This window comes from Brucella tritici (genome assembly GCF_902825325.1).
In the GTDB taxonomy this organism is placed as follows: domain Bacteria; phylum Pseudomonadota; class Alphaproteobacteria; order Rhizobiales; family Rhizobiaceae; genus Brucella.
The window spans coordinates 205,588-228,967 of record NZ_CADEAR010000003.1; the positions used below are offsets into that span (position 1 = coordinate 205,588).

Consider the following 23,380-nt stretch of genomic DNA (forward strand, 5'->3'; position numbering starts at 1 on the left):
TGGCCGTAGCGGGGCAGGGCGCAAGTGAATAAATAGGTTGCCGAGGATTCGCATATCGAATTGTGCGGGCCAGATATATTGGAGCCAACATGCAGTTTATTGATCTTGGAGCGCAGCGCGCGCGTATCGAAGACCGTCTCAATGCCGCCATTTCCAAGGTTGTTGCGGAAGGCCGTTATATTCTTGGACCGGAAGTGGCGGAGTTCGAAAAGAAGCTCGGCGAATATCTGGGCGTGGAACATGTCATCGCCTGTGCCAACGGCACCGACGCCTTGCAGATGCCCCTGATGGCACGCGGCATCGGCCCAGGTGACGCTGTCTTCGTTCCGTCCTTCACCTTTGCTGCCACGGCGGAAGTTGTTGCGCTGGTCGGCGCAGAGCCGGTGTTCATCGACGTAGATGCGGAAACCTACAATCTGAATGTCGAGCAGCTTGAAGCTGCCATCGCCGCTATCCGGAAGGAAGGCCGCCTGCAGCCGAAGGCGATCATTCCGGTCGATCTGTTCGGTCTGGCTGCCGATTATAACCGCATCAGCGCTATCGCCGACCGCGAAGGCCTGTTCGTCATTGAAGACGCTGCGCAGTCGATCGGCGGCAAGCGTGACAATGTCATGTGCGGTGCTTTCGGCCATGTCGGCGCGACGAGCTTCTATCCGGCCAAGCCGCTCGGCTGCTATGGCGACGGTGGTGCCATGTTCACCAACGACGCCGAACTCGCCGATACGCTGCGTTCGGTCCTGTTCCACGGCAAGGGTGAAACCCAGTACGACAATGTCCGTATTGGCATCAACTCGCGTCTCGACACGATCCAGGCTGCTGTTCTTCTTGAAAAGCTTGCAATTCTGGAAGACGAAATGGAAGCACGTGACCGTATTGCCAAGCGCTACAACGAAGCGCTGAAGGATGTCGTCAAGGTTCCGGCACTTCCGGCTGGAAACCGTTCGGCATGGGCTCAGTACTCGATCGAAAGCGAAAACCGTGATGGTCTGAAGGCGCATCTTCAGGCGGAAGGCATTCCTTCGGTTATCTATTATGTGAAGCCGCTGCACCAGCAGACTGCATACAAGCATTATCCGGTGGCGCCGGGCGGTCTTCCGGTTTCGGAAAGCCTGCCGAACCGTATTCTGAGCCTGCCGATGCACCCCTATTTGTCGGAAGCCGATCATGACAAGATCATCGGCGCTATCCGTGGTTTCCACGGCAAGAAGGCCTGATCAGTTTCCAATCTGATTGACGAAAAACCCGGCGAAAGCCGGGTTTTTTATTTATCAGGCCTGCAAATTCAATTGCCAGGAAACCCCGTACTTGTCCTTGATCCAGGCGAAAAGCTTGCTGAACCCATAATTGTCGAGCGGCATCAGCGTCTCGCCGCCTTCTGAAAGCTTCTCAAAAACGCTGGTCAGGCTTTCTTCATCGTGGAAATCGATGAACAGCGATATGGATGGATTGAAATCGAACTGGTGCGGGATGGGGCTGTCGATCACGATCAGCCGGTGTTCGGCAAAAGTCACGCGCGCTATCTGCACCTTGCCGGGACTGCCGCTCGCTTCGTCATAGGTTTTGATCGACTCGATCAGGAAGTCGGGAAAGATCGAACGATATGTTTCCAGAGCTGCGCCTGCACTGCCCTGAAACATGAGATGGGTGCAAACCTGTGTCATGCCGAAAGCCTAACACGGCCCCGCCAGTTTCGGCAATCTGGCTGTTAAATGTTCTTCTTCGTAATCCGCTTATCGATGCGCGCGGCGACAAAGCGGGCGATGGCAGGGCCTGCCAGTAGCACGATGAAGAAGCGGCTGGTCTGCATCGCGATGATGAAGGGCAGATCGACATTGCTGGATGCTGCGATGATCGCAACTGTATCGGCGCCACCGGGACTGGTGGCAAGATAGGCGGTAAGCGGATCGAGGCCCAGCACGTGACCGAGCGCCATGCCGAACAGTCCACAAACGGCAATGAGGAGCAGCGTGGATGTCAGAACTGCCGGAAAGGCCCGCGCGGCATGAGCGATGATGGCGCGTGAGAAGCCGAGGCCGATGCGCCAGCCTATAAGCAAGTAGCTGACCGCGAGCAGCCATGGTGGCAGGTCGATGGTGATGAAACCGGTGTCCTGAAGCAGTGCCCCCAATATCAGCGGGACGAGCATGGCACCGGTCGGGATGCGTAGGATTTCACCAAGGAATGAGCCGCCGACGATCAGAAGCAACGTCGGTCCAAGGGTGGACCAGTCGATGGGCGGAAACCAGACGATCTCGACAGGCGCAACGGTTTCCACGCCTGCGCTGAGGCGCAGGACAAGCGAAGCGGCTGTGGCGACCAGCACCACGCGCAGATATTGCATGAAGGCGACGAGACGAGCATCCGCTCCATGGGCTTCAGCCATCAGCGTCATCGCGGTGGCGGCACCTGGAGAAGAGCCCCACACGGCAGTTGTTCCCGGCAAAATGTGAAACCGCGCGAGCAGGTAGCCAATAAATGTGCTGGTAAACAGTACATAGCCGACGGATAACAGGATGACGGGCAGGTGTTGTCCCATACTGGTGAAAAACTCAGCCGTGATTGAACGGGCTATGAGGCACCCGACGACGCCCTGCGCTCCCAGGGATAGCCATCGGTGAACCCGCAAGTTGGTTTCGCCTGCGGCCATCAGGATTGCGCCGACCATCGCACCCAGAAGCATGGCTGCAGGCAGCTGCAGCTCTTCCCCTGCAAAAATCAGAATGGCAGAAAATACGACCAGAAAGACCCACTGGATCGGTCTGGCTCTGTCCTTGAAGCTAAATTTGCTTGGGGTCGAATTCGGCCCTGAAGGGGAGGTCTTCTGCATTGCTCTTCCTCACTACATCTGGCGAGAGAGCTATGCAAACCCGATTTTAATCAAGAAACATTGATTTCTAAACATCAATATACTGAGGAAGATGAGGTGTTTGCAGCAAACGGCAATACGCTGCTTTTTCGAGAAAAGCAGCGTATTGCATTATCACGTGGTCACTTCGATCAGCCGATCATGGCGCGGCGCTGGTTGACAGGGCGCTCGATCACTTCCCGCGGGGCCTTGCCGCCATCACGTTCTTCGAGCGCTTCGGCTTTCGTCAGTTCGGTTTCCGCAGCCGATAATTCGGCTTCGGCCGCTTCCTTCTGAGACATCAAGTCGCGAATCGATACGAAAAGATTGTCGCGTCGCTGGCGGGCCGCCTTGGCGAAGGTCGGATAGGCGAAATGATTGATGTCAGTGATGCCAGCTTTTTTCTCTTCCGACAGAATCTGGGCGTCGAGTTCTCCGGCCATCCGTTCGAACTCGCCGATCATCAGGTCGAGCTGTCCCAGTTGACGGCGTTTTTCCTTCACCTGGAACAGTTTCAGCCTGACTAGGCTTTCACGTGGCTTCATACGCAATACTCCTTGAACACCAACCAGCTTTCATGTGTTGGGGCGTTCCCCCCGACTTTATTAACAGGTGTAAACAGGTAAAACACACCCGGCTCACCCCCGAATCTCCTTGCGAATTCAGGCCCCTAAAGGGGAAATCATCGCAGCCGTTCTTCCGAAATGGCTCAACAAGCGAAACAAAAAGTTAAGAATTCGCTCGTTTGGTAACCATTCCTTTACCGGCGAAGTTAATCATACGCGTTAGGACTTAAGGCTCGGTAAACCTCGTGTGGTTTTTCGGCAACAGGCGAAAGCTAGAGTCAGATGAATCGCTTAGCGAAGATTCTTAATGTGATGCTTTAGAGTCATGAGGAAGAGAATGTCTTTATGATTCAGGCGCGTAAGAGAATTTTCTAAACAGGGCAGAAATATGCTTGCCAAGCAGAATCATATTTTGTTAACCATTTGCTGGCACCTTCATGCAAAGGCAACGATAGTTCCGTGTGCTGCCGTGAGGGACATCGGGTCGGCTGCGGAAAGGGGATAAGAGATGCGCGTCCTTTTGATTGAAGACGACAGTGCTATCGCACAGAGCATCGAGTTGATGCTTAAGTCCGAGAGTTTCAATGTCTACACGACCGATCTGGGCGAAGAAGGCATCGATCTCGGCAAGCTATATGATTACGACATCATCCTGCTGGACTTGAACCTGCCGGATATGTCTGGTTACGAAGTTCTTCGCACCTTGCGTCTGTCCAAGGTGAAGACGCCGATCCTTATCCTTTCCGGCATGGCCGGTATCGAGGACAAGGTTCGCGGTCTGGGCTTCGGTGCCGATGACTACATGACCAAGCCGTTCCACAAGGACGAGCTGATCGCACGTATTCATGCGATTGTGCGCCGTTCGAAGGGACATGCTCAGTCGGTCATCACGACGGGCGACCTGGTGGTCAATCTGGATGCGAAGACGGTCGAAGTTTCCGGCCAGCGCGTTCACCTGACAGGCAAGGAATACCAGATGCTGGAGCTTCTTTCGCTCCGCAAGGGTACGACGCTCACCAAGGAAATGTTCCTCAACCATCTCTATGGTGGCATGGACGAGCCGGAACTGAAGATTATCGACGTCTTCATCTGCAAGCTGCGCAAGAAGCTTGATGCTGTTTCCGGTAGCCAGAGCTATATCGAGACGGTCTGGGGTCGCGGCTATGTGCTGCGTGAGCCGGATGCAGAAATGCGTGAAAGCGCCTGATCGGCAACAGGCTTCGAAATGTAAAAAGCTCCGCTTCGGTGGAGCTTTTGCTTTTTGAAGTGGCTATTTCTGGAACTAAGCTGACAGGACGCCTGCAAACTGTTCGGTGAGATAGGCGCGGTCAAATGGCTTCAGAATATAGCCATTGGCGCCTGCACGCTTCGCCCGCATGATGCGGGTCACATCGAGTTCATAAAGACACAGGATGATGTGGGGGCGGTCGCCATCCGGCATGGCGCGCAGTTCGGTTACGACCTCCAGCGCTGTCATATCCGGAAGGTCATAGTCGAGCAGGATGACGTCTGGCATGTGCGAAAAACAGGCTTCAAGCGCTTCCCGACCAGTTGAGGCCTCAGCAAATTCTGCAATAGTTTCGGAAAGAATACGGCGCGCGACTTTGCGAATGACGGAGGAGTCGTCAACCAGCAGGCAATAACCTGTCATTGATTCATTCGCCATGCAGTCCCCCTCCACAAATGCGCGCCGGCTGCCACGCCTTCGACGAATATCTTCTGACGCATATCCTGACGAGAAATGCATCGCCTGACTGATAGAGAGTTTTATTGCGGTTTGCCAGTATGAGCGCGGGTCAGCCCCGCGCTCCGGGGCGCTTATTCAGCAGAAAATACGATATCTTCTGCAGTAGCGTGGATGGAAATCTTCATGCCTGCTTCTTCGGCCAGAAGCAGGGTGTAATAAGGCTGGACGGAATGGGCGTCGATCGGCTCTTCCGGGGTAGCGCCTGAATGAAGCTCAAGGAACTTTGGCGGAACACGCAGCATGCGACCCTTCACAGTGATGACGAAGCGCGGTTCGGTATCTCCGCCTTCAAGGCGCACGGCCAGCGAGCCGCCACGCGGTATGGCAGCATTGGCGATCAGGAGCATGTTCAGGAGCAGCTTGACCTTGTTCTTCGGCAGAAGGACGCGAGTGCCTTCCCAGGTGAATTCCGGCTTTTCGTTCTTGAAATATTCAGTAGCGACGTTCTGCGCGTCGCCTGTGTCGATCTGCACGCCGGCCGAGCCTGCGGCGCCGAAAGCGATGCGGGCGAACTGAAGGCGAGCGGAGGCGTTACGTGCGCTCGACTTGATGAGCGCCATCGCGTCCTCGTCTGCTCCGCCTTCTTCCAGCAGTTCCAGGCCGTTATTGATCGCGCCAACCGGCGAAATGATGTCATGACAGATCCTGCTGCACAGAAGCGCACCGAGGTCGAGCGCGGAAAGGGTAACGGGCATTGGCATGGCGTTTTCTCCGGAACGCGGATCGATTCTGCTCGTCCCAGCGTGTTGGATGAGCAGACCGTTATCGGTTAACGAAACAGCCCGCAAAGCCAGAGTTTGCGCGCTGCATGAGGGTGGGCGAATCGCCCGGAATATCGATTTAACTGGATACACGGGCCATCGGACCGCCGCAACAAAGCTCTCTTTTCGATCCGACTAGTGGTCTGATGCCGACATTTGCATTCCTCGGCTACAAGCATCAGACAAATGTTGGAATCAAAAAGATCACTAGCAACTATATCTATCTAGTGGATTTTTCGAATTTGACGTTTGAAACGGCATCTGCATTTAGCCGGGATTCAAACGTCAAATTCAATCCACTAGCCCCGGCATTCCCTCACATCAGTGTGAAAAAGACCGGAAATTGCATGCCTTCGTAAAGCCAATTTCGATGCTTAAAGGTTTGGACAATAAATTCGGGTCTAGAATAGGCGCGATTCGACCAAAATGTCCGGAAGAGACGTGGTCTGGCTTTTAACAGGGCCGTCAGACAGAGGAGCGGAGAGCCAAAAGGAATTTTACATGGCCATACAATCCCTGTCGCAAATCAGGTTCCGCAATGCGGCGTGCTTCGTTGCGTTTTTTGCGGCGCTGTTTGTTTCTTTCATCGCTCTGCCAAATCAGGCCAGAGCACAGAACACATACACTGCCGAGGAAATCGTTGAATCTGGTCACAGGTTCTTCGGGTCGACTTCGGGCGGTATCGCAAGTGCGGTCGAGAAGGCGTTCCAGAGTTTTGGTCTGCCCAACGGCTATATTCTTGGTGAAGAAGGTTCCGGCGCTTTCATCGGCGGCCTGACCTATGGAGAAGGTACGCTCTATACCAAGAATGCAGGCGACCATAAGACTTACTGGCAAGGCCCCTCGCTTGGCTGGGATTTCGGCGGGCAGGGTTCTCGCGTGATGATGCTCGTCTATAATCTCGACGACATCCAGAACCTTTACGGCCGTTATGCCGGTGTTGCAGGTTCCGCCTATGTCATTGCGGGCGTCGGCTTCAATGTCCTGAAACGCGAGAACATCATGCTGGTGCCGATTCGCACTGGTGTGGGCGCAAGGCTCGGCGTGAATATCGGTTATCTGAAGCTTTCCGCCGCGCCGACGTGGAATCCGTTCTAAGGATTAGTTGCGAATAGGTGTCTTTTCAGCCGGTGATTGTTTTTGCTGGCTGGAAAGACGGTCGACTGCGCACTATGAATAGTCAATGCTTGTCTGAAACCGCTCGGGCCCGTTTGAAACCGTGATCCAGTCCGCTCTCTTTTTCATATTCGGCGTTCTTGTGGCGGTTTTCGTCGTGATTCTACTCGGCCCGTCCGTCTGGCGACGCGCGTTCTTTCTGGCGCGCAGGCAGGTTCAGGCCGAACTGCCTATAACCTTGGCCGAGATTCGCGCTGACCGGGACGGGCTGCGTGCCGAACACGCCGTTGCGGTCAGCCGGCAGGAACAACTGCTGAAGCTCGAACGTCACAAGAATGCGGAACAGAAGGTGACGCTCGCCCGGCAATATGAAGAGCTGAAACGCATCCCGCTGCTCGAGGAAAGCCAGGCCGGTATCGAGAAGCAACTTGCAGAGCATGAGCGGGTGACGAAGGAAGCCAATACAGCGCGCGATACAGCACTTGAAAAGGCAGAAATCCTCCAGGCGGAACTGGAACGGATGCAGAGCCACTACAGCGCGCTCGAGGGATTGGCCGATACCTTGCGTATCGAAATAAGTGGAAGCGAGACGGAATACAGCCGTCTGACAAACGAGATGACCGAGATGCGTCGAGATCGCAAGGAAGCCGCGGCACGTTACAACGAGGTTTCGACCCAGTTGACCTCGGCGCAGACGGAGTTGAAAAGCGAAAAGCGACGCAACGGTGAACTGCAGCAAAAGCTTGAGAAACTGATATCCGAGCTTTCTGACGCGCAGGAAAAAATCGAGCGCTATAGCCGCAAGAATGCTGGCGTGAATGACAGCGCGGATTTCGCTGAAATCGAACGCGAGAATGCTGCGCTTCGTGAAGAAATGGCTGAGCTTGCCGCTCGCATGGTGGCCGTGACCGCCGAAAAAGAAGGACCAGAATCCCCGATCCATTCAATTCTTGAGGGGGCAGAAAAATCCGGCACAGGAAAAGGCAAGAAGACCAGTTCCAAAAGCCTGGCACGCCGCATACGCGATTTGCAATAAATCTTCTATCTAAAGCGCGTCGCGTTTTATTGTATTCGCGCAACACGCTTTAAGCTTTTGTTTTCATGCATGTCTTTATTCCAAACAGGTCCCACTTTTGGAGACATGCATCAGCCGCTATTCCTTGCCTAAAACATCGGCCCAGTCGGGATGGCGCATGGCTTGTGCGTGCATGAAGCTGCAGCGCGGGATAATCTTCCAGCCGCTCCGGCGTGCGTCCAGAACAGCGTTCTTGGCAAGCGCCTGAGCGATCCCTTTGCCGCGCATCGCATCCGGTACGAAAGTATGGTCGATGGATACCAGGGAAGGGCCGAGCTTCGTATAAGTCATTTCGGCTTCGCTGCCGTCGAGAACAGCCACATAACGTCCACCGTCAGAGCTGTCTTCCTTGCGAATCTCGATATTCCCGCTCATGCCATCCTCCTGAACATTGTGTGCCTGGATTAACACGCCAAGTTCACAACATAGGAACGGAATGTGCAAATAAAAACCGGCCACGTGGGCCGGTTTTCGATTTGTCAGATCCATCGCGGAAGTTATTGCTCCGCCTGGTCATGGTACCGTTCTTCCAAAGCTTGTCTTCGCTTTTGGAAAGACAGGCTTTAGTGACGATACTGTTGAATTCTGGTGGTCCTGAGGCCGGCGAGACCATGCTCGTCGATCGAGGATTGCCAGCCAAGGAATTCCTCCACCGTCAATGTATAACGCTGGCATGCCTCCTCAAGGCTTAGAAGCCCGCCGCGAACAGCAGCGACGACTTCAGCCTTGCGGCGGATGACCCAGCGCCTTGTATTGGCGGGGGGGAGGTCCGCGATGGTCAGCGGGCTGCCATCAGGACCGATAACATACTTTATACGCGGTCTTACCAGATCGGTCATTGTACTCTCTACACAACACTCAAGGACCTAATCGAGTGTGAGACTAGCGTGACAGCTTTAAAAATTACCTAAGCAGCTGGTAACGCTCTGGTAACACTTGGAAAAATATCCGTTTTCGCCCTATTGCGGGCATTTTTACGGCGTATAAACCGAAAACTTCACGGGGAAGTGTGTGTCGCTTGTCGCAATCTGGACAATGATTGCTCTCGGACCCTTGGCAAATTGCCGCACTTTAGCCTATATAAGGCGCAGAAACCTAAATTCTGAGAAGCAGGGCGCATGCCCGGAAGCTGGAATCAATCATGAGCCTGAACAGCCTCGATCTGCCGGGAAAGCCGGAAGACACGCGCGTTGTCGTCGCCATGTCGGGCGGCGTCGATTCATCTGTTGTGGCCGGGATTCTCAAACGTGAAGGTTACGATGTCGTTGGCGTGACGCTGCAGCTTTACGATCATGGCGCAGCTGTTCATCGCGCTGGTTCCTGCTGCGCGGGACAGGACATCGAAGATGCCCGCCGCGTTTCGGAAAGCCTCGGCATTCCGCATTATGTTCTCGACTACGAAGCACGCTTCCGTGAAGCCGTGATCGACCCGTTCGCGAATTCCTACGTTAGCGGCGAAACGCCGATTCCATGCGTTTCTTGCAATCAGACGGTAAAGTTTGCTGATCTTCTGCAGACCGCGCGTGATCTTGGTGCCGATGCGCTGGCAACGGGACATTATATCCGTAGCCGCGCCAATGGTGCGCACCGCGCGCTTTATCGTCCGGTCGATACGGATCGTGACCAGAGCTACTTCCTGTTTGCAACCACGCAGGAGCAGATCGACTATCTGCGCTTCCCGCTTGGCCACTTGCCGAAGGCTCAGGTGCGTGAAATCGCAGAGGAAATGGGCCTGACTGTTGCCAAGAAACAAGACAGCCAGGACATTTGCTTTGTACCGCAGGGCAAATATTCCGACATTATCTCCAAGCTGAAGCCGGAAGCGGCCAATCCGGGCGATATTGTCCATATCGATGGCCGCACGCTCGGCCGCCACGACGGTATCGTGCATTACACGGTCGGCCAGCGTCGCGGTATCGGCGTCGCCACGGGTGAGCCGCTGTATGTCGTCCATCTCGATGCCGCCAATGCGCGGGTTATCGTCGGTCCGCGTGAAGCGCTGGAAACGCATAAGGTCTTCCTGCGTGACATCAACTGGCTGGGCGATGCGCCGATCGATGATCTGCCGGAAGGTGGAATGGAAGTTTTCGCCAAGGTTCGCTCTACCCGACCGCCACGCCCGGCCGTACTGCGCCATGCCGATGGCCAGACCTGGGTTGAGCTGATTGACGGCGAAAGTGGTATCGCTCCGGGACAGGCCTGTGTGCTCTATTCCGATGAAAGCAACACTGCCCGCGTCTTTGGCGGCGGCTTTATTGGCCGTTCGGAACGTGAACCGCAAGCTGAAGAAATGCTGCGCCGTCTTGTTGCTAACACGGCAAATGCTTCTGCGGCCTGATCGTTTTTCTGACTGATGAATGAAAAGCGGGCGCGAGAGCGCCCGCTTTTTTTATCTGCTCCAGCTAAATGCTAACTCCTGTAGCCGGTTCCTTCTTTCGAGAGATATGCTCTGGAATTTGAAAGCGATAAACGGGAAGTCAGTTGCACCGGCTGCATCTAAGCTCATAGTGAGCGGAACTTAAGCTTTGGCTTCAGAGGTTTTGAAGATGGCGGTGCAGAAAATGATGGGATGGAAGGAATGGGCGATGCTCATTATTCTTTCCGTTCTTTGGGGTGGTTCTTTCTTCTTTAACGGTGTCGCCGTTCGGGAATTGCCGCCTTTTACTATCGTCACGCTCCGAGTCGGGCTGGCTGCGCTCGCTTTGGTGGTGTTAATTCGGATGATGGGCTTATCGTTACCGAAAGATCGCCGTATATGGTGGGCGTTTTTCGGTATGGGTTTTCTCAATAATCTGCTGCCGTTCAGTCTCATCGTCTGGGGACAGACCCAGATCGCCAGTGGATTGGCCTCCATCCTCAATGCCACGACACCGCTTTTCGGCGTTATTGTCGCACATTTTCTGACGACGGACGAAAAGATCACCGGGAACAAGATTGCCGGTGTTTTGATCGGCTTTTGCGGGGTGGCGATCATGATCGGACCCGATGCCATCAGCGGAATCGGAGGCAAGCTGTGGCCGCAGCTTGCGATTCTGTGTGCTGCATTCTCCTATTCGTTGGCAGGTATTTTTGGGCGTCGCTTCAAAGCGATGGGAGTAGCGCCCCTGATAACGGCCACCGGTCAGGTAACGGCAACAACGATCATGCTCATCCCGGTAGCCCTGCTGGTGGATCATCCCTGGACGCTGGCTGCTCCGAGCGCTGCAGTCTGGGGAGCGTTGGCCGGTATCGCGCTGCTTTCGACAGCACTCGCTTACGTTCTCTTTTTCCGCATTCTGGCGACGGCGGGTGCAGTCAATCTCATGCTGGTGACGTTTCTCATTCCGGTCAGTGCGATCCTGCTTGGAGCGCTCTTTCTTGGCGAAACGTTGCAAACCAAGCATTTCATCGGCATGGCAATGATCGCAGCAGGTTTGGCAGCCATCGACGGCCGGTTGGTCGCGTTGTCGTTGTCAGGGAAACGAGAAGTCTACTGAAACTTGCTGAAACGTGACAAGGCGATGCCTGATGCAGTTGCAACATTCAGGCTGTCGAACATAGTGGACATCGGAATCTTGGCCGTTTGCAGTTTATGAAGAAGGCGAGGCGGCAATCCTTCACCTTCTGTGCCAAGCAGGAGTGCGTGGCGATTGTGCTTGGTGGCATCATAGATGCTGAGCGAGGATGACGGACTGAGCGCCAGCAAATTGAACCCGGCATCGCCCAGTACGGCAATAATTTGATCGATGCTTCCGCCGTGGAAGTAAGGGACCTTTAGCGTTGCGCCGACCGATACGCGAATGGCCTTGCGATAGAGCGGGTCGCAACAGGTTTCGTCCATGAGCACACAATCGGCTTCAAAAGCGGCTGCGTTGCGAAAGATAGAGCCGACATTGTCGTGATTGGAAATGCCGCACAAAACGACAACGAGCGATTTCGTGGGCAGGGCATCCAACATCGCATCGAGGCTCGGCTGTGTCTTGCGACGGCCTATTGCAAGAATACCGCGATGAACGTGAAATCCTGCGACAGCATCCATAACAGCTTGCGGGGCAGAATAAACAGGAACGTCTGGCGGCAATTGGCTGAGTTGTTCGCTGAGACCCGCAAGCCGGTTCTCCAGAACAAGCAGCGATTCGGTCTCGAAGCGCGCCGAAGATGAGAACAGGACGTTCAGAACCACCTTGCCTTCAGCGATAAACCGCTGCTGGCGCCCTACAAGATCTTTTTCGCGAATGCTGCGATAGGGGGAAAGGCGGATGTCGTCCGGATCGTCGATCTTCCAGACGCAGCCGTGCGAATGAGAAATTTCGTTCATCGCACGGCTGTGACCTCATGTTGTTATGCGTGAGCGACTGCCGCAAGATTGTGTCTGCGCGGCGTTGGACTCATATAGAGACTCGAGAGCGTCGACAACATCAACTCGATATGCGGCGAAGAGACCATATAGTAGATGGTCTGCGCGTCACGACGGGTTGAAACGAGGTCGAGAGCTCGCAATTTTGCCAGGTGCTGAGACAAAGCGGATTGGCTAAGATCAATCGCCTTGGCAAGTGCACCTACCGACATTTCATTGTGAAGCAACTTACATAAAATTAGTAATCGCTTATTGTTAGCAAGTGCCGATAGAAAATCAGCGGCTTGATCTACGTTTTCAATCAAATCAAAGAAAGTATCTTCGTTGCTCATTTGCCGTCATACCCCCGTAAGACTGGACAAAGTTGAAATATACATGCGAATTTTCATAAGCATGCATATTGAAAATAATACTATATGCCGAATTTGAAAAGCCCTTGCTTATATTCCATCCAGAATAAAGACGTGCAATTTCGTCCCAAAAAGAATGCGTTTTTGTTTCAGGGGGCTTTATTTTACCGTTTGGTCAGTGCTGTAACAGCTTCCCTTACGGAATCAGGGCGCAGCGGAAACACATAGCGCAGAACGAGGTCGCCATTGGCGATGTCGGCACCATCAGGGTCCAGACCTATCACTTTCTGTTGATCTTTAATAGCGCCTGCTTTCAAAAGCTGTTGAGCAAGTTGTGTGATGGCTGGTGCGTGGTGGTTGTTCAGCTCGTCGAGTGCGTTTTGTTCGCTTTCAGCGAAATCCGCGCTGATGGAGGCTTTGCAAAGCAGGTCGTCCCGCGTCAAGTTGAATGCCTTGCCAAATCCGCCATTCAAGCTGGCGCTTTCCAGATCAAGCCGGAAGAATGCGAAATCTCCCAGATCCACATAGAGCGAACCTTTCGGATTGTGATTGAGATAGCGCTGGCGAATGCGTGGATAGTCTGGTGCCACCTTTTCGACCTTCTGTGCTCTGCAGTGCAAAGTGACGCGCGGGTGAGCAAGAGGGTCTCCCTTGCCGACTTCACCCAGCAGAAGCGAGCAGGCGGGATTTGCCAGCAGGCCCGGTGTGTGCGCCGCCAACCCCGAAACGAGGATTAATGGCGTGCCATCTGTGTCCGTCGCAACGGCAACGCGACTTGCAAGCGGCCGACCGGTGGATGCATCGAAGACGGCAATAGCGCCGTAACGTGATGTTCTCAGCAATGTTTTGGCAAGCTGAATGGCTTCTGGCGTCGTTGGGCGGATTGGATTGGTTTCGGGCATGTTTGCTGGACTCAAATATGACTGATACAATCCACTTAATAATACCCCTGCTTCTAAAGAACCAGCGAATTCGGTGCGATAAATGTGATGATCTGCCGATATTGCGAGCAATTTACAATTGATGAAGACGTGTCAGTGTCGCGCCTGAGTCGATGATGCAAAGGTTGCATAACCCTATGCAGGTTTTGCGAATAATATTATAAATCAGAGAGCTTTAGCGCAATTTTCCGAAATCACGCCAGTTAGTAGAATAAAAATCTAACGAATATGGATATATTCGGTTGAGAATATGAACTGGTTCTAAAAATTGCGCTTGCAAAGTGACGGTCCACACGTTTCGATAAGCGCAAGCTGCGGGCAATGGGGTGCGCGCGGCATGATTTTCCGTGGAGGCGGACAATAATGAAATTCTATCAAAAACTCCTGGCAGCAACCGCGCTGGTGGCTCTGATGAGCGGTGCTGCATCGGCAAAGACCTTTGTATATTGCTCGCCGGCTTCGCCTGAAGGCTTTGATCCGGCTGCCTATACCGGTGGCGATACGTTCGACGCATCTGCTCATCCGGTCTACAACCGCCTTGCCGAATTCGAAAACGGAACGACGAAAGTTGTGCCAGGTCTCGCAGAAAGCTGGGATGTTACCGACGACGGTCTGGAATACACCTTCCATCTGCGCAAGGGCGTCAAGTTCCATTCGAACGATTATTTCACGCCGACCCGCGATTTCAACGCCGACGACGTGATCTTCTCCTTCGATCGCATGCGCAACAAGGACAATCCTTGGCACCAGTACACCGCTGGCATCACCTACGAATATTTCGACAGCATGGAAATGGGTGCCCTGATCAAGGACATCGTCAAGGTTGACGATTACACCGTCAAGTTCGTGCTGAACCGTCCGGAAGCGCCGTTCCTCGCCAATATCTCGATGCCTTTCGCTTCGATCATTTCGAAGGAATACACCGACAAGCTGGCTGCCGATGGCAAGAAGGACGATCTCAATCAGGTTCCGGTCGGCACTGGCCCGTTCCAGTTCGTCGCCTACCAGAAGGACGCTGTCGTTCGCTTCAAGGCCAATCCGGACTATTGGGGTGGCAAGCCGAAGATCGACGATCTCGTCTTCGCAATCACGACCGATCCGGCTGTTCGCGCGCAGAAGCTAAAGGCTGGTGAATGCCACCTGATGTCCTATCCTGCTCCGGCTGACATCAAGGGTCTTCAGGCTGATTCCAACCTCAAGGTTGACGAACAGGCTGGCCTCAATGTGGCTTACTTCGCGTACAACACGCTGAAGGCACCTTACGACAAGCCGGAAGTCCGCAAGGCGCTCAACCAGGCTATCAACAAGCAGGCCATCGTCGATGCCGTGTTCCAGGGTCAGGGCCAGGTTGCCAAGAACCCGATCCCGCCAACGATGTGGGGCTATAACGACAAGGTCGAGGACGACAAGTACGATCCGGAAGCTGCCAAGAAGGCTCTTGAAGCCGCTGGCGTCAAGGATCTCAAGATGAAGCTGTGGGCGATGCCTGTCAGCCGTCCGTACATGCCGAACGCTCGTCGTACTGCTGAACTCATGCAGTCCGATCTGGCCAAGGTTGGCGTCAGCGCCGAAATCGTTTCGATGGAATGGGGTGAATACCTCAAGAAGTCGTCCGACAAGGACCGCGACGGTTCCGTCATCCTCGGCTGGACCGGCGACAATGGCGATCCGGACAACTTCATGGGCACGCTTCTCGGCTGCGCCGGCGTTGGCAACAACAACCGCGCCCAGTGGTGCTACAAGCCGTTCGAAGATCTGATCCAGAAGGCCAAGATTTCGACCAGCCAGGAAGAACGCACCAAGCTTTACGAAGAAGCACAGGTTATCTTCAAGGAGCAGGCTCCTTGGAATACGCTTGCTCACTCGACGGTCTTCGTGCCGATGTCCGCCAAGGTTACCGGCTTCAAGCAGAGCCCGCTCGGCGATTATCGCTTCGAAGAAGTTGATATTGCTGAGTAAAATCTGACAACACGAGTGTGGTGGATTTGAGGTTCCTATTCTTTGCGTGATATGCGCGTTCAGGAGCCTCAAATCCGTAAACCACACTCGATTCAATTGGTTGCTGGTTTGGTTTGAAACCGAAATTCGCTCACGCCTCGTTCAAGGGGCATGCGAATTTCGGTTTTGCCAAACCAGGGGCCGGGTGTAGGGTGATCCCGGCACCCGGTCGGAGTTTTTGTATGTTCCGTTTCATATTCAACAAACTCGTCTATCTGGTTCCGACCTTCATAGGCATTACAATCGTGGCTTTTGCTTTCGTCCGGGTTTTGCCCGGCGATCCTGTGCTGCTGATGGCCGGCGAACGCGGCGTAAGCCCTGAGCGCCATGCCGAACTGATGGCACAGCTCGGCTTCGATCGCCCGATCTGGCAGCAATATCTCGACTATGTCTGGAACCTGCTGCACGGCGATTTCGGTCAGTCTCTGGTGACCAAAAAGCCTGTTCTCGTAGAATTTTTCGCGCTGTTTCCCGCAACTGTAGAGTTGTCCATCTGCGCGATCATCGTTGCTATTCTGTTGGGTATCCCTGCGGGCGTCATGGCTGCGGTCAAGCGCGGCTCGTGGTTCGATCAGGGCCTGATGGGCATTTCGCTGGTCGGTTACTCGATGCCGATTTTCTGGTGGGCGCTTCTGCTCATCATCTTCTTCTCGGGCGTGCTGCAGTGGACGCCGGTTTCCGGCCGTATCTCTCTGCTCTATTTCTTCCCGCCTGTGACCGGTTTCATGCTGATCGACAGTCTGCTGTCGGACCAGAAGGGCGCTTTCATCTCGGCGGCCTCGCATCTCATCCTGCCGACCATCGTGCTTGCGACCATTCCGCTCGCCGTTATCGCGCGCCAGACCCGTTCGGCGATGCTGGAAGTTCTGGGCGAGGACTATGTGCGCACCGCTCGCGCGAAGGGTCTGCCTGTTCGTCGCGTTGTCGGACTGCATGCGCTTCGAAATGCGATGATTCCTGTCATCACGACCATCGGCTTGCAGGTCGGCGTTTTGATGGCTGGTGCGATCCTGACCGAGACGATCTTCTCATGGCCCGGTATCGGCAAATGGATGCTCGATTCCATTTTCCGTCGCGATTATCCGGTCGTGCAAAGCGGACTACTGCTGATCGCATTCATCATCATGCTGGTGAATCTGGTCGTGGATCTGCTGTACGGCCTTATCAATCCGCGTATCCGGCACAAGTGAGGGTATCATGACACACTCAGCTATTCAGCCGGAAGCCGCGAACGACATTGGCAAGATGCGCGCGCTGAAGGATTTCTGGTTTTATTTCAGCGTCAACCGTGGCGCTGTGATCGGTCTTTTCGTATTTCTCGCAATCATTCTGGTGGCGATCTTTGCTCCGATTATTGCGCCGCACGATCCGACGGAACAGTTCCGTGAATTCGTGAAGGTTCCGCCCTTCTGGGAGAGCGGTGGCTCGACACAGTTCCTTCTTGGAACCGATGCGGTTGGACGCGATATTCTGTCCCGCCTGATCTATGGTTCGCAATATTCGCTGCTCGTGGGCTTTGTCATCGTCATCATTTCGATGTGCCTTGGCATTACCATCGGCCTCATCACCGGCTATTTCGGTGGCGGCGTCGATACCGTGTTCATGCGCATCATGGATGTTATTCTGGCGTTCCCGTCGCTTCTGCTGGCTCTGGTTCTGGTGGCGATCCTCGGGCCTGGCCTGATCAATGCGGTTCTGGCGATCACGCTGGTTCTGCTGCCGCACTTCTCGCGTCTTACCCGCGCTGCCGTCATGGCGGAAAAGGAACGCGAATACGTGACCGCTGCCAAGCTTGCCGGTGCAAGCAAGCTCCGCCTGATGTTCAAGACCATTCTGCCGAACTGTCTTGCTCCGCTCGTGGTGCAGGCAACGATGTCGTTCTCCAATGCCATCCTCGACGTAGCAGCTCTGGGCTTCCTCGGCATGGGCGCGCAACCGCCAACGCCGGAATGGGGCACGATGCTTGCCGAAGCGCGTGAGTTCATCCTGAGCGCCTGGTGGATCGTTACCTTCCCCGGCCTTGCTATCCTGATTACTGTTCTCGCCATCAATCTGATCGGCGACGGTCTGCGCGATGCGCTTGACCCGAAACTGAAGAGGAGCTGATCGATGGCTCTGCTTGAAATCAAGAACCTCACGGTTTCTTTCGACACTTCGACAGGCCCGTTCCGGGCGGTCGATGGGATCGACATAAGAGTCGACAAAGGCGAAGTGCTTGCGATTGTCGGCGAGTCCGGTTCAGGAAAGTCCGTCGGCATGCTTGCGGTCATGGGTCTTCTGCCCAAGACGGCAACTGTTACCGCAGACACCATGACCTTCGATGGCAAGGACTTGCAGGGAATGTCCGACAAGGAACGCCGCAAGATCATCGGTCGTGACATTTCGATGATTTTCCAGGAACCTGTCGCCAGCCTCAATCCCTGCTTCACGGTGGGTTATCAGCTTGAGGAAGTGCTGAAGCAGCATATGGGCATGAACGGCTCGGCGAGCCGTGCACGCGCCATCGAGCTACTGGAGCTCGTCGGCATTCGGGATGCAGCGGAACGCTTGAAAAGCTTCCCGCATCAGATGTCGGGCGGCCAGTGCCAGCGCGTCATGATCGCGATTGCGATTGCGTGTAACCCCAAGCTTCTCATCGCCGACGAGCCGACGACGGCTCTCGACGTGACGATCCAGAAGCAGATCCTCGATCTTCTGATGCGGCTTCAGGTGGAACACGGCATGGGCCTCATCATGATTACTCATGATATGGGCGTGGTGGCCGAAACCGCAGACCGTGTGATCGTGCAGTATAAGGGGCACAAGATGGAGGATGCCGACGTGCTGTCGCTTTTCTCCGCGCCCAAGCATCCTTACACACGTGCGCTGCTGTCGGCTCTGCCGGAAAATGCGACCGGTGATCGTCTTCCGACGGTATCCGATTTCGTCTTTGAAAATAATGGTGCGGGAGAAGCGCGATGAGCGAGATTGTTCTCGAGGCGCGCGATATCAAGCGCGATTATCACGTTGGCGGCGGTTTGTTCGGCAAGCCGAAGGTAGTTCATGCAGTCAAGGGCGTGAGCTTCAAGGTCGAAAAGGGCAAGACGCTGGCGATTGTCGGTGAATCGGGTTGCGGTAAGTCCACGCTGGCGCGCATTCTCACCATGATCGATCCGCAGACGTCTGGAGAGCTGAAGATCGGCGGTAAGGATGTGGACATTGCTCGCGACGGCCTGACGCCCGAAATGCGCCAGAAGGTGCAGATCGTGTTCCAGAATCCGTACGGTTCGCTCAATCCGCGCCAGAAAATCGGTGATGTTCTTGCCGAACCCCTGCTGCTGAATACCAATATGTCGGCAGAAGAACGGCGCGCCAAGGCCATGCAGATGTTGTTGAAGGTCGGCCTCGGGCGCGAGCACTTCAACCGCTATCCGCATATGTTCTCCGGCGGTCAGCGCCAGCGTATCGCCATTGCGCGTGCGCTGATGCTCAACCCGAAGCTGCTGATTCTCGACGAGCCGGTTTCCGCGCTCGATCTTTCGGTGCAAGCACAGGTCCTCAACCTGTTGTCCGATCTGCAGGAAGAGTTCGGTCTTACCTATGTCTTTATCAGCCATGACCTTTCGGTCGTGCGCTATATCGCCGACGAGGTGATGGTGATGTATTTCGGTGAGGTGGTCGAATACGGTTCGCGTGACGACGTGTTCAACAACCCGCAGCATGACTATACGAAGAAGCTCTTTGCTGCGACGCCGCGCGCAGATGTCGATGCTATTCGGGCTCGTGTTGAAGCGCGTGCCGCTGCGAGACAGGCAGCCCATAGCTGACGCATATTTATACGCAGGCCAGGGCACGTCTCCCAAAAGCGAGAACCGGCTTTCGGATAAGATGCACCTGGAAATAAACAGTCAGAGTTCCGATCCAGTTCAATCTGATCGGAACGCGCTCTAAAATGAAAAAGCCGCACATGGAAATGTGCGGCTTTTTGTTTGCATCCAAAGTGTTGTAATGTACGGGCTATTGAAGTATAGGGGACTACATTTTTATAAATCTAAATTGGAATTGTTATGTATTTTTATTTTGTTGTTTCTTTCGTATCGGTAATATTATCCGCTATTTTTTGGGCGACGAGTTCTGCTTCTGTAGCTCTCGTCTAAGTTAGTATGCTTATTGCATTTATATAAGAGCCTGTTCCAAAAGTCGCCATGCCGGTCTGCAAATGGCGCTTTTCTGTGTTCCGGTGCTCATGCACGTTAAGTGCATTGCGCTCCGGTACTCGAAAATCACCATTTTCGCCACGGCCTGCCGCTTTTTGATTCAGGCTCTAACATAGGTATTCTATGCGTATTTTTCTGATCATTCTTTCCGTAGCGTTGCTGGCCCTGTTCGGCACCCTGGCCCTTATACTCGTTCACGTTTCATAGGTGTGTTTATGTGCCGCGCTGTTGATGCCAGGCGAGGGCGCGCACGATGTCATCTGCCGCAATCTTGCCGACGATGGTGCCGTTTTCAATGATGCCAACATCACCGCTGCTGTCCGCTACAGCATTCATCAGTTCTCGTACCAGCGTTTCCCGCCGGGCGGTTGCTGCAAAAGGGCGTGGCGCTGCATTGCGATCAAAAGGCACCATGATGTCGCCAGCTCGAAGCACGCCAAGCGGGTTCATGTGGGCGACGAAATCAGCAACATACTCGTCGGCAGGCTGCAGGAGAATTTCCTGCGGCGTGCCGCATTGAACAATACGCCCGCCTTCCATGATGGCGATGCGATTGCCGATCTTCATGGCTTCATCGAGATCATGACTGACGAAGACGATGGTTTTCTTCAGGCGCGACTGGAAGGCCAGCAATTCGTCCTGCAAACGCGTGCGGATCAATGGATCGAGGGCTGAGAATGGTTCGTCCATTAGCAGGATCGGCGCGCCGGTTGCAAAAGCGCGGGCAAGCCCGACGCGCTGCTGCATGCCGCCGGAAAGTTCCCCGACCTTGCGCTTGGCCCAGTCCTGCAGGCCAACAAGTTCAAGCTGCTCGCGTGCTTTGGCAAGGCGCTCTTCCTTGCCCATGCCGGAAATTTCCAAGCCGAAAGCGACATTTTCCTCGACCGTGCGCCATGGCAACAGGCCAAACTGCTGGAACACCATGGAGACAAGTTCGGTGCGAAGATGGCGAAGGGTTCCGCGGTCAGCCTTGCCGACGTCAATTGCACGCTCGCCTTCCCGCACGAGAACGCGCCCGCGCGAAATCGGATTAAGCCGGTTGATTGCGCGAAGAAGCGTGGATTTTCCAGAGCCTGACAATCCCATCAGAACGAGGATTTCGCCTTCCTCGATGTTGAGCGTGCAATTATGTACGCCCAGCACGAGATTGGTTTCAGCCTGAATCTGTGAACGGGTGGCCCCCCGGTCTGCAAGAGCGAGTGCGTCATCGACATTGCTGCCGAAAATGATGCAGACGTCTTCGAGTGCGATGATGGTCATCCGCTTGCTCCTGATCTCAGTTTAAGCATGATCTTATCCGAAAACCGGTTTCCACTTTTCGGGATCATGCTATTTCTCGTTTCCAGCGCGGAAGATGCGATCAAGTATGATTGCAACCACGACGATGATAAAACCTGCTTCGAAACCGAGCGAAATGTTGACGGAGTTAAGTCCGCGAACGACTGGTACACCGAGGCCATCAGCTCCGACGAGGGCGGCGATGACCACCATCGAAAGTGAAAGCATGATCGTCTGGGTCAGACCGGCTAGGATTTGTGGCATCGCGTAGGGCAGTTCCACTTTCCAGAGAAGCTGCGAGCGTGATGCGCCAAAAGCTTCGCCAGCTTCGATGAGTGAGGATGGTGTCGAGGAAATACCGAGCTGAGTGAGGCGGATGGGAGCGGGTATTACGAAGATAACGGTGGCAAGCAGGCCCGGCACCATGCCGATGCCGAAGAAAACAATTGCGGGGATCAGGTAAACGAATGTCGGCAGGGTCTGCATCAGGTCGAGCACGGGGCGCATCGCGGCGTAAAGCGCCGGGCGATGGGCTGCGGCAATGCCAAGCGGTACGCCGACTGCCATGCAGACAAAACACGATGACAAAACGAGTGTCAGTGTTTTCAGGGTCGGTTCCCAATATCCCTGATTGATGATGAAAAGGAAGCCAAGAACGGTGAGCAGGACGACCGAGATACGACGCTGGATCAGCCATGCAATGACTGCGAAGATGGCGATCAAAAGCAGGGGATGAGGCAGTTGTAGGAGATACAACAAGCCGTCAATCAGGCCCTGCATGACCGCTGCTAAAGTGTCGAAGAAAAGCCCCAAATGGGTTGTCAGCCAGTCCACCACGGATTTGGCGGTCGGTCCGACAGGGATCTTATAGTCCGTCAGCCAGTTCAACGATCAAGTCTCCTGCTGCGTGCTAGAGCATTTCCAGCAAAGGTGCGATGCGGCTTCGCTTGGGATAATGCGTAAAACAAAGAGAAAGGGTGTGGACATCCTTGAAACTGCCGGGCTGCGTTCGTCGCAGCCCGGCAGCATGTCTGGATTAAAGGCCGAGTGCCGCCTTGACGGCTGGAAGGCCTTCCTTGCCATCAACCGTGGTTACACCGGCGAGCCACTGGTCGAGTACGCCCGGATTGGCTTTCAACCAGTTGGTTGCAGCCTTCGACGGCTCTTCGCCATCATCGAGAATCTTGCCCATGATGTCGTTTTCGATATCGAGCTTGAATTCCAGATTGGTGAGGAACTTGCCGACATTCGGGCATTCCTGCGTGTAGCCGGTGCGGACATTGGTTTCGACCTTGGCGCCGCCGAGATTGGGACCGAAGAAATCGTCACCACCGGTGAGGTACGCGATTTCGAAACGCTTGTTCATGGGATGCGGTTCCCATGCCAGGAACACGACCGGTTCCTTGCTCTTGATGCTGCGCGCAACCTGCGCCAGCATTCCCTGTTCGGACGATTCCGCCAGTTCGAACGACTTGAGGCCGAAGGCATCCTTGTTGATCATGTCGAGGATCAGACGATTGCCGTCATTGCCTGGCTCGATGCCGTAGATCTTGCCGCCGAGCTTGTCCTTGAACGTGGCGATATCCTTGAAGTCCTTGAGGCCTTCGTCATAGGCGTATTTCGGCACGGCGAGCGTATATTTCGCGCCGGTCAGATTGGTGCGCAGCGTCTCGACGGTCTTGTTGTCCAGATAAGGCTGGAGGTCGGCGGTCATGGACGGGTTCCAATAGCCGAGGAAGACGTCGATGTCCTTTTTGCTCAGCGACGCATAGGTCACCGGTACGGAGAGAACCTTGATGTCGGTTTTGTAGCCGAGACCTTTCAGGATTTCTGTCGCCACCGCTGTCGTCGAGGTGATGTCGGTCCAGCCGACATCCGAGAAGCGGACGGTTGAACAGCTTTCAGGTTCGGCGGCGAAACCGGTTGCAGGCGCGCTTAGCATTGCCGTTCCCGTGGCAAGCCCACCCAAGGCAAGCGTAAGCATATAGGTCGATACGGACTTCATTGTTCTCTCCATTTACCGGGCCGTTTTGACGGATTGATTGTTTTTCCGGTTCCAGCTTTAGCAAACACCAAAGATTGCGCCATTCAAGTACCATAGCGGCGAAAATGTTCTCGATTGCGACGTTGGTCGCAGTTTCTGGCGGAAAACCGTTTCGCACCTGACATGA

The 23,380-nt window shown here is 54.6% G+C and carries 24 protein-coding genes and 1 pseudogene; 12 read left to right on the forward strand and 13 right to left on the reverse strand.

What is annotated here, in order from left to right; translation table 11 throughout:
• The first annotated feature begins 89 nt into the window (after positions 1 to 89).
• Positions 90 to 1,214, forward strand: a complete 1,125-nt coding sequence (locus tag HWX93_RS05435) for a DegT/DnrJ/EryC1/StrS family aminotransferase (protein WP_151555944.1) — start codon at positions 90 to 92, stop codon at positions 1,212 to 1,214.
• A 54-nt stretch (positions 1,215 to 1,268) separates the two neighbouring features.
• Here the strand turns inward: HWX93_RS05435 and HWX93_RS05440 are convergent, their stop codons facing one another.
• From HWX93_RS05440 to HWX93_RS05450, 3 genes are all read right to left on the reverse strand, one after another.
• Entirely contained in the window at positions 1,269 to 1,661 is a 393-nt protein-coding gene (locus HWX93_RS05440; protein ID WP_109987278.1) for a VOC family protein, read from the reverse strand.
• Between the two features lie 44 nt (positions 1,662 to 1,705).
• Entirely contained in the window at positions 1,706 to 2,827 is a 1,122-nt protein-coding gene (locus tag HWX93_RS05445) for an AbrB family transcriptional regulator (RefSeq protein WP_176036766.1), read from the reverse strand.
• Between the two features lie 170 nt (positions 2,828 to 2,997).
• Positions 2,998 to 3,390 (reverse strand): hypothetical protein, encoded by a 393-nt coding sequence (locus HWX93_RS05450; RefSeq protein WP_006472627.1) that lies wholly within the window; start codon positions 3,388 to 3,390, stop codon positions 2,998 to 3,000.
• Positions 3,391 to 3,919: 529 nt separating this feature from the next.
• On the opposite strand from HWX93_RS05450, the gene ctrA reads away from it, so the two are divergent.
• On the forward strand, positions 3,920 to 4,618 hold the full coding sequence (gene ctrA / locus HWX93_RS05455; RefSeq protein WP_010659553.1) for a response regulator transcription factor CtrA: 699 nt from the start codon (positions 3,920 to 3,922) through the stop codon (positions 4,616 to 4,618).
• A gap of 75 nt (positions 4,619 to 4,693) precedes the next feature.
• Here ctrA and HWX93_RS05460 read toward each other — a convergent pair whose 3' ends face one another.
• Positions 4,694 to 5,077: a response regulator gene (locus tag HWX93_RS05460; protein ID WP_176036767.1), complete on the reverse strand. Its 384-nt coding sequence runs from the start codon at positions 5,075 to 5,077 to the stop codon at positions 4,694 to 4,696.
• Positions 5,078 to 5,229: 152 nt separating this feature from the next.
• Complete coding sequence (gene chpT / locus HWX93_RS05465; protein WP_109987275.1) at positions 5,230 to 5,859, reverse strand: histidine phosphotransferase ChpT; 630 nt, start codon at positions 5,857 to 5,859, stop codon at positions 5,230 to 5,232.
• Between the two features lie 561 nt (positions 5,860 to 6,420).
• Between chpT and HWX93_RS05470 the strand changes: the two genes are divergently transcribed.
• Together HWX93_RS05470 and HWX93_RS05475 are read left to right on the forward strand one after the other, a co-directional pair.
• The gene (locus tag HWX93_RS05470; RefSeq protein WP_010659556.1) at positions 6,421 to 7,017 is read left to right on the forward strand and encodes a DUF1134 domain-containing protein; all 597 of its coding nucleotides are present in this window, start codon (positions 6,421 to 6,423) and stop codon (positions 7,015 to 7,017) included.
• Between the two features lie 145 nt (positions 7,018 to 7,162).
• Entirely contained in the window at positions 7,163 to 8,071 is a 909-nt protein-coding gene (locus HWX93_RS05475) for a hypothetical protein (protein ID WP_176036925.1), read from the forward strand.
• Positions 8,072 to 8,188: 117 nt separating this feature from the next.
• Here HWX93_RS05475 and HWX93_RS05480 read toward each other — a convergent pair whose 3' ends face one another.
• Complete coding sequence (locus HWX93_RS05480; protein WP_109987273.1) at positions 8,189 to 8,485, reverse strand: GNAT family N-acetyltransferase; 297 nt, start codon at positions 8,483 to 8,485, stop codon at positions 8,189 to 8,191.
• A 188-nt stretch (positions 8,486 to 8,673) separates the two neighbouring features.
• Positions 8,674 to 8,949, reverse strand: a complete 276-nt coding sequence (locus HWX93_RS05485) for a DUF1153 domain-containing protein (protein ID WP_010659559.1) — start codon at positions 8,947 to 8,949, stop codon at positions 8,674 to 8,676.
• A 302-nt stretch (positions 8,950 to 9,251) separates the two neighbouring features.
• Between HWX93_RS05485 and mnmA the strand changes: the two genes are divergently transcribed.
• Positions 9,252 to 10,448 carry a tRNA 2-thiouridine(34) synthase MnmA gene (gene mnmA / locus HWX93_RS05490; RefSeq protein WP_176036768.1) on the forward strand — a complete coding sequence of 399 codons (1,197 nt, stop codon included), beginning with the start codon at positions 9,252 to 9,254 and terminating at the stop codon, positions 10,446 to 10,448.
• A 208-nt stretch (positions 10,449 to 10,656) separates the two neighbouring features.
• Positions 10,657 to 11,586 carry a DMT family transporter gene (locus HWX93_RS05495; RefSeq protein WP_176036769.1) on the forward strand — a complete coding sequence of 310 codons (930 nt, stop codon included), beginning with the start codon at positions 10,657 to 10,659 and terminating at the stop codon, positions 11,584 to 11,586.
• On the opposite strand, the gene HWX93_RS05500 is transcribed toward HWX93_RS05495, so the two are convergent.
• The 3 genes from HWX93_RS05500 to HWX93_RS05510 all read right to left on the reverse strand — a co-directional run bounded on the left by HWX93_RS05500 (position 11,580) and on the right by HWX93_RS05510 (position 13,698).
• Positions 11,580 to 12,407, reverse strand: coding sequence for a TrmH family RNA methyltransferase (locus HWX93_RS05500; RefSeq protein ID WP_176036770.1), 828 nt, complete (start codon positions 12,405 to 12,407; stop codon positions 11,580 to 11,582). The genes HWX93_RS05495 and HWX93_RS05500 overlap by 7 nt on opposite strands.
• A 23-nt stretch (positions 12,408 to 12,430) precedes the next feature.
• The gene (locus HWX93_RS05505) at positions 12,431 to 12,778 is read right to left on the reverse strand and encodes an ArsR/SmtB family transcription factor (RefSeq protein ID WP_109987271.1); all 348 of its coding nucleotides are present in this window, start codon (positions 12,776 to 12,778) and stop codon (positions 12,431 to 12,433) included.
• 182 nt (positions 12,779 to 12,960) lie between these two features.
• A complete protein-coding gene (locus tag HWX93_RS05510; RefSeq protein ID WP_176036771.1) occupies positions 12,961 to 13,698 on the reverse strand; it encodes a HugZ family protein in 738 nt (245 codons plus the stop codon).
• A gap of 402 nt (positions 13,699 to 14,100) precedes the next feature.
• On the opposite strand from HWX93_RS05510, the gene HWX93_RS05515 reads away from it, so the two are divergent.
• The 6 genes and pseudogenes from HWX93_RS05515 to HWX93_RS05540 all read left to right on the forward strand — a co-directional run.
• Positions 14,101 to 15,696: an ABC transporter substrate-binding protein gene (locus HWX93_RS05515; RefSeq protein WP_176036772.1), complete on the forward strand. Its 1,596-nt coding sequence runs from the start codon at positions 14,101 to 14,103 to the stop codon at positions 15,694 to 15,696.
• A gap of 221 nt (positions 15,697 to 15,917) precedes the next feature.
• Positions 15,918 to 16,925, forward strand: coding sequence for an ABC transporter permease subunit (locus tag HWX93_RS05520; RefSeq protein WP_176036773.1), 1,008 nt, complete (start codon positions 15,918 to 15,920; stop codon positions 16,923 to 16,925).
• Positions 16,926 to 16,932: 7 nt separating this feature from the next.
• On the forward strand, positions 16,933 to 17,841 hold the full coding sequence (locus HWX93_RS05525) for an ABC transporter permease subunit (RefSeq protein WP_176036774.1): 909 nt from the start codon (positions 16,933 to 16,935) through the stop codon (positions 17,839 to 17,841).
• Between the two features lie 3 nt (positions 17,842 to 17,844).
• Entirely contained in the window at positions 17,845 to 18,696 is an 852-nt protein-coding gene (locus HWX93_RS05530) for an ABC transporter ATP-binding protein (protein WP_109987267.1), read from the forward strand.
• Positions 18,693 to 19,541 (forward strand): dipeptide ABC transporter ATP-binding protein, encoded by an 849-nt coding sequence (locus HWX93_RS05535; RefSeq protein ID WP_109987266.1) that lies wholly within the window; start codon positions 18,693 to 18,695, stop codon positions 19,539 to 19,541. The genes HWX93_RS05530 and HWX93_RS05535 overlap by 4 nt, the downstream gene beginning before the upstream one ends.
• 392 nt (positions 19,542 to 19,933) lie before the next feature.
• Positions 19,934 to 20,041: pseudogene (locus HWX93_RS05540) on the forward strand (flagellar basal body P-ring protein FlgI); the annotation flags it as partial.
• A 103-nt stretch (positions 20,042 to 20,144) separates the two neighbouring features.
• Here the strand turns inward: HWX93_RS05540 and choV are convergent.
• The 3 genes from choV to HWX93_RS05555 all read right to left on the reverse strand — a co-directional run bounded on the left by choV (position 20,145) and on the right by HWX93_RS05555 (position 23,214).
• Positions 20,145 to 21,191, reverse strand: a complete 1,047-nt coding sequence (gene choV / locus HWX93_RS05545; RefSeq protein ID WP_109987265.1) for a choline ABC transporter ATP-binding protein — start codon at positions 21,189 to 21,191, stop codon at positions 20,145 to 20,147.
• Positions 21,192 to 21,260: 69 nt separating this feature from the next.
• Positions 21,261 to 22,097: a choline ABC transporter permease subunit gene (choW, locus tag HWX93_RS05550; protein WP_109987264.1), complete on the reverse strand. Its 837-nt coding sequence runs from the start codon at positions 22,095 to 22,097 to the stop codon at positions 21,261 to 21,263.
• Between the two features lie 148 nt (positions 22,098 to 22,245).
• On the reverse strand, positions 22,246 to 23,214 hold the full coding sequence (locus HWX93_RS05555; RefSeq protein WP_176036775.1) for a choline ABC transporter substrate-binding protein: 969 nt from the start codon (positions 23,212 to 23,214) through the stop codon (positions 22,246 to 22,248).
• Positions 23,215 to 23,380 lie beyond the last annotated feature (166 nt).